Annotated in this window: 10 protein-coding genes; all 10 read right to left on the reverse strand. The window is 50.5% G+C overall.

Features of this window, described 5'->3' with window-relative positions:
• Position 1 precedes the first annotated feature (1 nt).
• Entirely contained in the window at positions 2 to 679 is a 678-nt protein-coding gene (locus tag ACZ5ZZ_RS06750) for a hypothetical protein (protein WP_464134565.1), read from the reverse strand.
• Entirely contained in the window at positions 676 to 2343 is a 1668-nt protein-coding gene (gene pilM / locus ACZ5ZZ_RS06755; protein WP_464134567.1) for a pilus assembly protein PilM, read from the reverse strand. Before pilM ends, ACZ5ZZ_RS06750 begins: the two co-directional genes overlap by 4 nt.
• Positions 2344 to 2641: 298 nt before the next feature.
• On the reverse strand, positions 2642 to 3904 hold the full coding sequence (locus ACZ5ZZ_RS06760; RefSeq protein WP_464134570.1) for a type II secretion system minor pseudopilin: 1263 nt from the start codon (positions 3902 to 3904) through the stop codon (positions 2642 to 2644).
• Complete coding sequence (locus ACZ5ZZ_RS06765; protein WP_464134572.1) at positions 3852 to 4736, reverse strand: type II secretion system protein GspJ; 885 nt, start codon at positions 4734 to 4736, stop codon at positions 3852 to 3854. Before ACZ5ZZ_RS06765 ends, ACZ5ZZ_RS06760 begins: the two co-directional genes overlap by 53 nt.
• Positions 4736 to 5236: a type II secretion system protein gene (locus ACZ5ZZ_RS06770; RefSeq protein ID WP_464117249.1), complete on the reverse strand. Its 501-nt coding sequence runs from the start codon at positions 5234 to 5236 to the stop codon at positions 4736 to 4738. Before ACZ5ZZ_RS06770 ends, ACZ5ZZ_RS06765 begins: the two co-directional genes overlap by 1 nt.
• On the reverse strand, positions 5233 to 5814 hold the full coding sequence (locus tag ACZ5ZZ_RS06775; RefSeq protein WP_464134575.1) for a pilus assembly FimT family protein: 582 nt from the start codon (positions 5812 to 5814) through the stop codon (positions 5233 to 5235). The genes ACZ5ZZ_RS06770 and ACZ5ZZ_RS06775 overlap by 4 nt, the downstream gene beginning before the upstream one ends.
• Before the next feature lie 5 nt (positions 5815 to 5819).
• Positions 5820 to 6230, reverse strand: a complete 411-nt coding sequence (gene gspG, locus ACZ5ZZ_RS06780; protein WP_464117247.1) for a type II secretion system major pseudopilin GspG — start codon at positions 6228 to 6230, stop codon at positions 5820 to 5822.
• Positions 6231 to 6483: 253 nt separating this feature from the next.
• A complete protein-coding gene (gspF, locus tag ACZ5ZZ_RS06785; protein ID WP_464134578.1) occupies positions 6484 to 7701 on the reverse strand; it encodes a type II secretion system inner membrane protein GspF in 1218 nt (405 codons plus the stop codon).
• A 118-nt stretch (positions 7702 to 7819) separates the two neighbouring features.
• Entirely contained in the window at positions 7820 to 9514 is a 1695-nt protein-coding gene (gspE, locus tag ACZ5ZZ_RS06790) for a type II secretion system ATPase GspE (protein ID WP_464134581.1), read from the reverse strand.
• Positions 9515 to 9517: 3 nt separating this feature from the next.
• A complete protein-coding gene (gene gspD / locus ACZ5ZZ_RS06795) occupies positions 9518 to 11818 on the reverse strand; it encodes a type II secretion system secretin GspD (protein ID WP_464134583.1) in 2301 nt (766 codons plus the stop codon).
• Positions 11819 to 11853: the final 35 nt, after the last annotated feature.

Here is an 11853-nt window from a genome sequence, read left to right on the forward strand (position 1 = left end):
ATTACTCGTCCCCGCTATTGCGATTTTTGCGGCCGCGAGAAGGTTCCATCGGTTCGGGAGCCGGGGGAGCTGGAACGGCCAGAGCCACCAGCTTGTAAACCACATCAAAGTAACGGCCGTCTTCACGATTTGCCGTCATGATCATGTCCTTCAGTTTGACACTGGGATTGATGCTTTGGAACTGATACCCCAGATCCAACACCTGACGCAGATTCAGTTTCACCAGACTGACCTGCAAAAGTCCCTCTGTCAGATTTTTAGGAACCAGATTGGAATTGTTTTCCTGAATCTCTGTGCCCTGAATTTGTTCAGGCAAAAGATTGGCGGCTTTGATCTGATTGTCCACATTGTTGCGGATCATGTCCATGGACGGGGCCTGGGGAATCTGCGGTACATCCGAAGATTCGCGGCTGACTTTCAAAAGCTCACGAATGGTCATGCGTTTGCTTTCAAATTCCCCAACATATTCAGTGGACTGTGTGTATTTGCCATAGGGGATGGACAGGACAAGCAAAGTCATCAAGGCCACGCCGCCGATCAAAGTCAGCTTCTGCATGGCGGGGGTCATGTTTTCATAGCGGTCACGCATTTGGTTGTACGCGGTGCTTTCCTGAAGACGTTCCCATGTGGCGCGAGAGTCGGCGATAAATCTTTCTTTCAAATCATCCAAGCTGCTCATCGAGTCACCTTCTCAATATTACGATCGACATTGAAACTGAACGAAAAAGCCGTGCGTCCCGGCAGGGGATTCAGGCGGCTTTGCCCTGGCTTCACCTGACCATCAGTGGAAACGTTGGTCAGCGCCTGTTGCAACAGACTCATTTCTTTCGGGGAATTGACGTAACCCTGTAAAACCACCTGCTGGTCCTGAACAGAAAGCTGTTGGATGTCCAAGGTGATTGAGGACTTCGGCGGGACAGCGTCGTTGATCTTCTTGGCGATATCCAACGCGGAATTCATATTGGCAACACTGGCCAGAGTTTTCAGATCAGCGGCGCGCTTTTTGTTGTCCCGAATGTACTTGCGGATGCCGTTTTCAGAGGCGGCACGGCCTTTCAGCCCCGCCACAGTTTTGGCCTGAGTTTTCAATACTTCCTGCGTGCGGTCCGCAAGACTTAAAGAGAAACTTTCACGCAAGGAAGTGTAAACGAACAGCACAACCAGTGCTGCCGTGGCCACTTTGATTGTCGGGCCCCATTTTTCCCAGAACATTTTGAACTGGTGATTTTCTTTTGCGAACTCGCCACGCAGGAAGTTCACCGGGGGATTGCGCGGTTTTTTGAAGCCTTCCAGTGCCAGCCCCAAAGCCACACCCATTTTTGCTCCGTTAGCGACGGAACGTTCAAAGGCAATGTTCGGGGTTTGATCCAGAGCCGACACGCGGTTCACCGGAACCTCGAGAACCTGAGTCAGGAAAGGTCCCAAATTCTGAATCTGCGATACGCCACCTGTCATGCTGATGCTGTTGATCTGGGCGTTGAACTCGCTTTTGAGTTCAAGAATCGCCAACTGCAGATCACGCGCCATCTCACGAACACATTTTGCAATGGTGTCTGAGAAAGTGACCTGATCGAAAGTGGCACCTTGTTTGTTAGTTAAAATGAAAGCTTTAGTTTGCAGCTCTTTGATGGCTTCGATGAAGGGAATTTCATACTTTTGCGCAATGGCTTCGGCAATATTTTTCCCACCCCAAAGAATGGATCCGACCTGAATAAGAGAGCTACCTTCAAAAGCACACACCAAAGTGCGGCTGTGCCCGATGTGCAAAGTCAAAGTCACCTGACGCACGGGCTTGGCCTCGTCATCCAGGCCGATGGCAGGGGCAGGCACGGAGGGAGGCGCTTCATTCCACTTTTCAAAAACATTGGCATAGGCCGTGCCTTCCGCAGAAATCAGGAAGGGGTCCATGTTTGAGTCTTGAGCTCTTTGAATCAGATTCTGAACGTGAATTTTCGGAGCCGCGCAGGCCAGGATTTCCGCACCGGAACCCACTGTGCGGATGATTTTGGCATCAAAGATGGCATTGTCCGCGGAGAAAGGCAGATCCTCTTCCAATTCGAAAGCCAAACTTTTGGCAATTTTTAAGCGGTCATTGAAGGGGAAGAATTTATTACGAACAGCCACGCGATTTTGCGGTAAAGCAAAAACAAAACGTGTTTGGGCCGGATCATAAAGACTGGCAAAGTCGCGCAGATATTCCAGAATCTCAAGTTCCTGATCGTGGCCGGGGGCAATTCCTAGTGGATGCTCCATGCACTGAGTGACTTGAAATCCTTTGGAAGTGGATTGCACCTCCACAATTTTTATACTGCTGGAACCGATGTCTATGCCGAGAGATTTCAAAGCAATTCCTCCATGAACTGGCTTTGGTCTAAGTTTATGCGACGTTTGGCTCTGTGTATAGCTATTATTGTCGCCACGCCATCCAGGCTCGTCGGTGCCACAGCTTCGCTGTGGTTCGCGCATCCATGCGCCACCGAAGGGCGACAATAATAGCTATACACAGAGCCAATGGCATAAAAGACCTTGCCTGGGGCTGCGAAGACTTGTGGGCTTCTTCCCTTGGAAGTCGCGGTTGGAGGAGAGAGTGGAGAGATTTTGGGGGAATAAAAAAAAGCTGGATTTTGGTCCAGCCTTTTTCTTATCTTTCGTTCCAGTAGACTATTCTTGGGGGGCCTTTGGGGATTTGAGGGGATTGGGATTGTTGTTGGCCCTGTTGTTGTCCTTGTTGGCCGCTTTGTTGTTGCTGTTGTTGGCTTTGGCTCTGATCTTTTTTGACGTAGGACTTTACCTTGTCTGCGGTTTTTTGCAGGTTCATCACGATGGCCGTGATCTCGCGGGAAGCGCCTGCAAATTCTCCGGTGCTGCGGATTTTGAAATTGATCACGCTGTCACAGGTCAGGGGGATTTCTTCGACTTTGCCTTCGGGGCGGATGCCTTTGCTTTCTACGAAATTCCAGAAGTCGTCGCTGCCGCCGGATTGGTTGCACTTAAACGGACCACCTTCGTCGGCGTTGTCGCGGCGTTTGATGATTTCTTTAACCACTTCTGTGGTCATGGCCGGGTCCAGTGATTTTAGTACTTCGGCGCTGGCCAGATTTGGATTAATGCCCTTCATGCCATAGATGGTGACTCTGGGGGCTAGCAGGTCGAAAAAGACGTCGTTCATTCCCGGGACCATGCGCAACTCTGCGATGGTGCGGAAACCTCGGTTGGGTGGATAGTAATCGCTTTGGGACTCCTGATTCAGCTCTGCATAGTTCGATCTTTTGTCGCCACCGTTCAGGGAGGCTGATTTTGGACTCATCCAGTCGGCGATATTGTTAATCAGTTCATCAAAGCGGACGCTGGAATATTCCCGCTCAAAAGCTTCGTCTTCTTTTTTCTTCTGTTCAAAAATATTCAGAAGTTGCTTCTTCGTGATTTCCTGCAGGGACTTGGAGGGGGAGGCCAGGTCGTTTAAGTCGATTTTTGAGCCTTCATCTTCGATAGTGACAAAATAACCCGCATCCATCGAAGAATCCTTGACGGCTTTTTTGAAGTTATCTTTGTCGACGGCGCTCAGTTCATCCGGGATCGGCAGGGGCCAGGCAAAGGGGAACTGCCAGATTTGATCCAGCATTTTGGTGTCGCCCAGTTTGTCGCCCAACTTGCTTTGGGCCTGTTGATAGATCTTGATGCGCAGAAGGCTCAGCTGCATGCCGGATTTGGCAGCATAGTAGGCTTTGATACGATTCATCCCTTGAGAGTTGACGATGTACTCTACGTTTGAATCGTACGACACCTCCATGGCAATCCACATAATCAGCATGATACAGGCAATCGCAATCATCAGGGCGATGCCGCGACGATTATTGAGTGGGCGATTGAGACCTTGGCCAAGAGCTTTGATTGCCTTGAGCATTTGCACCCTCCTCTGGATTATTGGGGAAGTGAACGGGAACGATCAGTTGCATGGAATATTTTTTACTTTTGCCGGCGATCTTCTTATCGACGGTGACTGAGATCTCCACCGCTTGGGGGAACTTGCTCTTGGTGGCGGCGTCACCCTGGGCGTCGGTTCTCCATGAAGTCGCCCAGTCCTGTTTTCCTTTACCCATGTAGCGCAGTTTGAATTCGGTCACGTGTTCCAGCAGGGCCACCTCATCACCACCTTTGGTGACATCCAGATCCACATAAGGTGTGCTTCTGCGCCACAGACACTTGGAAGAGCCTCCACCTTCGGTCAGACTTTTACAATCGCGCAGACTGTAACCAACTTCAATAAAGTCAGCCTGACGGGAGTTGCGCACGGTGCGGGCGTTGTTCATGGTCACGAAGTTCAAACTGTCTTCGGTGCCGACCCAGTGAGTTTCAGGGTCGCGACGGGGGACCTCGCGGCGTTCTTCTTGCTGGGTTTGTGCTTCGTTTGTTAACGGCCCCGGATCCCCCGGGAACTGCCCCCCGGAAGCAATAGTGCCGCCAATTTGTTGCTGCTGTTGGTTTGCGGGTTTCTTTTTAACCAGTTGGTCGATTTCTTTTTCCAGATCACGATAGTGATAAGCCAGATTGATATCCCGCTCCAGCAGGCGCAAGGCATCGCGCATACGAGACACATCATCAATCTGATCCTGTAATTTGACCTTGGCTTTGACCGCCTGCTGAATGGACTGCGCCGTCAGCAGGGTCAAAGTGCCCAGAATCGTGATTGTGATCATCAGTTCAATCATGGTGAAGCCCGAGGATTTTCTCATCATCACATCCCCGGCATCGAAGGAAGCGGAAGCTCCTTGTCGTAGTCCACAAAGTACTGAGTTGCTGAAAACTCCAACGGTTTTTTGGCGCCTTTATAAATGACTGTGACTTTGACTTCCTTGATGGACTTTCCCAGATGTTCGGTCAAAGTTTTCATCACGGTCAAAGCCATTTCATCCGCACCTCCAGCTTGCGCCGTCAGGGTGGCTGAGATGTCGGGAACTTCAAATTCTTTCGAGGTCATTTTCCAGGAGTACTGGGAATATTCGGACCCGAAATCATCTTCAGTTTCCTCGGGGATTGAATCCAGCGGTTTGCCGGCATATTCCAGTTCGATTTCAGTCATTTTTCGTTCAAGTAAAGCGGTGACTTCGGTGGACAGCTGAGTCTTGCGCACACGCATGAAGCTGCCACTCCAGGAATTTGCCAGAAGCATAATTCCTGATGACAGAATCACCATCGCAATGACGGTTTCAATCAATGTGAATCCGTTTTTTCTCACCGTTGGACGTCCTTTAACGAAGAAGCTTTCTCTATGATATCAGCTTGACCCGTTAAAGGATTAAAAACAAGAGTCCAAGTTAAATTATTTCCATTTGTGATCTGCACGGCGGACGCCTCCACGAAGCCCTCCGGGAAGAAATGGATATAGGCAATCCCCGAAGTCATAGGGGATTTCATATTCACGGTTTCCACCGAGGCAAAGCGCAGACCACCAGGAAGTTCCTTTTCTTTTTTCAGCAAGGACTTGTCCATCTGAAACAGAGGTGGGGGAGCGTCTTCACCGGTCTCTTTTTCTTTTTCGTAGGATTCCGGGTCCACGGCCTGCGGGCCATTGGCGCGTTCAACCCAGTACTTGGGTTCGTCGGCTTCCATGCTGATGGCCAGGCGGTAAGTGGAATTGGTCAGGCGGGCTTTGTTGCGAAGTTCTTTGCTGAGAACAATGAAATTGCGGGCGACCGCTTTGATATTGCCTTCATTATTTTTCAGAAGGCGAGGGGCTCCCACTGTGATCAGGGCGGCCATAATAGCCAGCACAATCATGATCTCGATAAGAGTGAAGCCCCTTTGCGAAGACATCGGGATTAGTTCAAATCCTCAAGTGTGATGTCCTTGTCAAAGCCAGAACCGCCTTCGCGGCCGTCTTTACCCAATGACTTCAATGTGTACTCGCCACCATCCAGTTCGTAAACCAGGTCATGGCCAAATGGATCTTGAAGTTTTTTAGTGTAGTAAGGTTGCGGGCCCCAGTTTGAGCAGTTTGGATCCTGCTTTGTCAGGCCTTCCAATGATTGTGGATATTTACCGCAATCAGTGTAGTACATGGAAAGTGCATTGACGATTTGAGTGAGCTGGATCTTAGCTTCTTTGGCCTTGGATTTATCCAATTGTCCCGTGATGTTTGGGAGAAGAAGAGCTGCGATACCACCGATGATGGCAAGGACGATCATGATTTCAATCAGAGTCATACCCTTGCGATTTTTGAGAAGAGACATACTTACTCCTTTTTACAGATGCTAATCCTAACAGAGCCTTGGCCCAAGGTAAAGCAAAGTGCAGAGCGGCTGCCCGACCTATGTCACATAATAATTTCTCCAGCTGCGTTTCGCTTTGAGAACAATATCTTTCCCCAGACTGAGGGCTTAGGGGGTGGAGTTGAGAGGTTACTTGAGGTTCCAAGTTGGACCCGATTGTGACTCTATGGATTCTTCCAGGGGGATTTACCCCCTGTCTCAATGTTCAACGGGACTATCCCGCCACGTTGGCCATTTCGAACATTGGCACCATCACGGCCATTACGATCATACCGATCGCCGCGCCCATGATCACAATCACCACCGGACCCATGATACTGGTCAGGCCTTCCAGTTTGGTTTTCACCTGGAAGTCATAGGCATCAGAAACTTGCGTCAGCATGTTTTCCAGCTCACCGGTTTTTTCGCCGATGTTCACCATGTGAATCACGATAGGCGGGAACTGCCCGGATTTCTTTAACGGACCTGCGATGGATTCCCCTTCAGAGATATTATTGCGGGCCTCATCAATCGCAATCGCCAGAACATGATTGTCCACGACATTGCGAACAATCGTCAGCGCCGCCAGCATCGGAACACCGCCGTTTAAAAGTGTTGCCAGAGTGCGGGTGAAGCGGGAGACCGCCACCATGCGCACCGTCGGGCCCACCAGCGGCAGTTTTAAGGAAATGGCATCCCACTGATTGCGTCCCGCCGGCGTGTTCTTCCAGTTGCGGAACAAAAGATAAATAATCAGCATGCTGCCCAAAATCAGGTACCAGTAGTTCACGGCAAACTGTGAAGCATCGATCAAAGCAACCGTGTACCAGGGAAGCTGCAACTGAGGGGCCGATTCAAACACGGTCACCATTTTCGGGATCAGGAAAATAAACAGGAAGCCCATCAAACCAAACGTCACCACCAGCATGATGATCGGGTAGGTCATAGCACTGCTGACCTTGGCACGCAAATCGGCTTGCGCTTCGGTGAACTCTGCCAGACGCATCAGAATCACGTCCAAACTTCCGGACATTTCGCCGGCTTCCACCATCGAGACATAGATGTTCGTGAAGATGTTTGGATACTTCAGCATGGCCTTATGCAAGGTGGACCCTTCGTTGACCATGTTCTTGCAGTCCGCCAGGGCTTCTGACAATGTCGGGTTTTCCACTTGTTCGGAAACGGCCGTCAATGCATCGACCAAAGGGATGTTGGCTTTGATCAGGGTGGCCAACTGGCGTGTCATCAGAGACAGGTCCTTGACGCCGACAACTTTGGTCGCACGCGGGCCGGATTTTTTCTTGGGATCGATCTTTTTTTTGTCTTTGATATCGACGACAAAGATATTGTCTTTTTTGAGTTTGGCGCGGGCCGCACGCTGATTTTCAGCGTCGATGGTTCCTTTGACATTTCTTCCGTCTTTCGACAGGCCTTTGTACTCAAAAATAGGCATCTTAATTACCTTAGTTACGCTTTAATTGAGGCGGCCAGGCCGCCTTTGTTTTTTATGCAGCCTTAGCTGCTTCAGTCTGCGCCCCTTCCGGGGCTTCAGCTCTGCCGGCCGGGGCCGATCAAATATCCAGTTGTGTATTGGAAGTCAGTTCTTCAATAGTCGTGATTCCGGCAAGAACTTTTTGAATGCCGTGGTCACGGAAGGTCTTCATTCCATTAGCGACTGCTTGTTTCTTAATAGTGTTACCGTCTTTTCTCTGCATGATCAATGAACGGATGTCATCGGTCACGATCAGCAGCTCTCCGATGTTGGTACGACCGGAATAGCCTTTCTGAGAGCAGTGGTTGCAACCCATCGCTTTACAGATATTGGCTTTGTTGGCCTCTTCGCGCGTGATACCCAGAAGTTGAAGTTCAAAATCTGTGGCTTCATGTGGTGCTTTACAGTGTGGGCAAAGCACGCGCACCAAACGCTGGGCGATGACGCCCGTGATAGAGGTCGCAATCAGAAACGGCTCCACTCCGAAGTCGATCAGACGGGGGAAGGCCCCGGCCGAGTCATTCGTATGCAAAGTGGATAAAACCAAGTGACCGGTCAAAGAGGCCTGAATGGCCAGCTCCGCTGTTTCCAAGTCACGAATCTCACCGACCATGATGATGTCCGGGTCTTGACGAAGGAACGAGCGCAGTCCGGCTGCGAAAGTCAGGCCGATCTTGGAGTTCACCTGCACCTGGCCAATCCCGTGGATACGTTGCTCCACCGGATCTTCCACAGTCAGAATGTTAACGTCAGGTTGGTTCAATTTGGAAAGAGCGCCATAAAGAGTCGTGGATTTACCAGAACCCGTCGGACCCGTGACCAGGAAGATACCATACGAGCGAGTCAGGATGTCTTCTTCCATGCGGGACAGGTTTTCCTGAGAAAAGCCCAAAGCCGACAGTTCACGCACAACAGAGGATCTGTCCTGAATACGCATCACCAGGCGTTCGCCGAAGGTGGTTGGGACGCAGGAAAGACGGATATCGATGTCCTTACCGCCGACTTTCAAAGGGATACGACCATCCTGAGGCAAACGTTTTTCAGCGATGTTCAGGTTGGCCATAACTTTGATACGGGAAGTGATCGCGTTTTGCAGCTTTTTAGGTGGTTTGAACACATCGAACAAAATACCGTCCGTACGGAAGCGCACGGCCATGTCTTTTTCATAAGGTTCGATGTGAATGTCAGACGCTTTTTCTTTCACCGCACGGAACAGAAGGCTGTTGACCATCTTGATCACCGGGGCGTCGTCTTCGCCGGCCTCAAGCAGATCCACGATAGGATCATCCAGGTCGTAGTCCTCTTCTGCGATCTCATCAAGACCGGACAGATTGGCGGTGCTTTTTTCGTAAACTTTGTTGATGGCATCCTGAACGCGGCTGGAGGTGGTGATCAGGGGGCGCACGCGCTTACCAAAGAGCACCTTCATGTCATCCAGAGCTTTCAGATTCACCGGATTGCTGGTTAGTACCACCAGCAGCTCAGAGTCTTCCTTGTAGGGAAGGACGTTGTGTTGTTTGGCGTAGTTGATCGGAAGATCGCGGATCAGGTCCACCGAAATTTCGCTGACAGGGATGTCGCGGATAAAATCCAGGCCCAGTTCTTTGCAAAGATCAGAGACCACTTCATCCGCCGTGGAAAACTCCTTCGCAGCCAAAGCCTCACCCACAGTGACGGGTCTGACCACTGAAGGGTTGTTCAGGACCGATCGAATCTGGTCCTGAGTCAAAGAGGTTGATTTGGCGAGAATCGTTGAAACATCCACGGAGGCCATGAATTACTCCTCAATAATAGGTTCGGTCACAGCAGGGGCTTCACTTGGAGCCTCTGCTTTACGGCGGACTTCTTCGAGTTTAGCACCGTAAGGGTCCACGCCGCCTTGTGCTTTGACAAATTCCACGCGCTCATCCAGCTTCTTGGAGACGATGGCGTTTGCTTCCGACGTGTTACGCACAATTTTCGGTGTCAGGAAGACCACCATGTTGGTTTTATCTTTCACAACAGTGCGGGACTTGAACAACCAGCCGATGATTGGAATATCACCCAGCAGCGGCACCTTCGTAACTGACTCTTGGTCCTGTTCTTTCATCAAACCACCCAGAACCACCGTATCGCCGTTGTTGACGTTGATCACTGTCTTCAAGGAGCGCTTCGCCAAAGGCTGAGTCGAATCCTGGAAGGCTTTCGGCGTGCTGGCTGTAGAAAGCTGTGCCACTTGTTGTTTGATTTCCATGCGGATCTGGTTGGAGGCCGGGCTGATAAATGGCTTGATGGCCAATTTGATCGTCGCGTCCTCAAACTGTGGTGTTCTGACGGTTGTGCCGCTGGTTCCGACGTTCTGTACGTTTTCACCGACGACGACTTTGTCACCGACTTCCAATTCACCCTCTTGATTGTCCAATGTCATCAGCTGAGGAGTGGAAAGGATATTGGCTTTTTTGGCGGTCTTCAGGAAATTGATAAAGCCCAACAAACTTGGGATTTTCAATGTCTGCTTGGAAATAGGATCGGTGACTTCCACCGTTTTCCCCTGGCCAAAACCGATCACCGCACCAGAACCCCCTGTCGGGGACAGGAAGTCATTGATATTGGATAGACCATTGAAGCCCACTTTACCATAACCGCTGTCGCCGTACTGGTAGTAACCAATACCCCAGGAATTACCGTCATTCACAGACATTTCCATGATAATCGCTTCCACAAAGACCTGATCGCGAGGCGCATCCAGTTTGGACAGGATGCTGAGAACCACGTCATAGTCCTGTTTGCTTGCCGTCACAACCAAGCTGTTGGTTGTTTTATCCGCTGTGATCTTAACATCGCCACCAAAGATTTCCTGCTGTGCTTGCATTTGACCGCTGGCTCCGATAGGGGACAGCAGGCTTCCGCCAGTAGCTGGTTTTGGCGCGGCATCTTTTGCCACACCTTGCAGGGTCTGGGCGATCTTTTCCGCATCGCCGTATTTTACGCTGTAAACGTAAACGCCACCGGATTCTTCCGCGCGGATTTTGAAGTCCAACTGGGAAATCAGTTTTTTAATGCGCACGATACCGGATTTGTTACCCACCACGATGATGGAATTTGTACGGTCATCCGGAATGGCCATAAAGAAGCTTGCACCTTGTTGGGACGTTGCCCCCGCTGAACGCGAGAAGCGCGGAACACCCGCCGTGAATGTGCCCGGAGCGGAACCTTGGGTTTTATTTCCTTTATTGACGATTTTATCCACCAGATCGGCAAGATCTTTGGCTTTCGCGTATTTAATAGGAATAACCTCAAGTTGTTCTTCAAAGCCGGGAACGTCCAACTGACTGATGATTTTCATCACGCGGTCAATGTTGGAACCATAATCCGAAATGATGATGGAGTTTGTTGGCTCATAGATATTCATCTCGCCATCTTTGGATGGCAAAATGCGAAGATCCCGATTCACCTGGGAAGCAGAGATGTGCTTCAAGTGAATGATACGGGTGATCATCTGATCCGCGTTTGGATAGTAAGCGCCGGAATAAGTTTCGATATTGTCACGCTGGGCGTTTCTGGCAGATTTGACCTTCAAGAAGCTGCCGGAAGGAACCACCGTGAAACCATTGATGGCCAAAGCAGACAAGAAGGCTTTGTAAGCTTCAGCCACAGTGATTTTTGTCGGCGCTGTGATCGTGATTTTACCACGTACACCCGGATCAATGATAAAGTTCTTACCGGTCAGTTCACCGATAGCTTTGATCAGATCCGTGATTTCCACGTTCGGGAAGTCGAAGGACTCAATCGTTTCCGGGAAGTTCTTGCTGTTGATGTCCTCGATCGGAGCCTTCGCCAGCTTGTCTTTTTCCGCTTTATTCAAAATGTTTGCAGTGCCGCCAGAATTGCTGTCGGAACCACCCCGAGGTGCAAACCCGGACGGGCCAGAGTTGCTGCCGCCAAAATCAGGAGGTGGAGGAGGCTCGCCGCCCCCCATGTCACCGAAATCCGGTGGTGGCGGTGGAGGAGGGAAGTCCTCAAACTGAGCATTTGCTGCAGGGCCCACCAATTGGGCTGTCATCAATGAAGCAAGTCCTATGCTGACGGTTTTTTTCATTTTGCCTTCTCCTCCTGAGGAGTTGTCTTAAAATC

The sequence above is a fragment of the Bdellovibrio sp. HM001 genome (assembly GCF_055397275.1).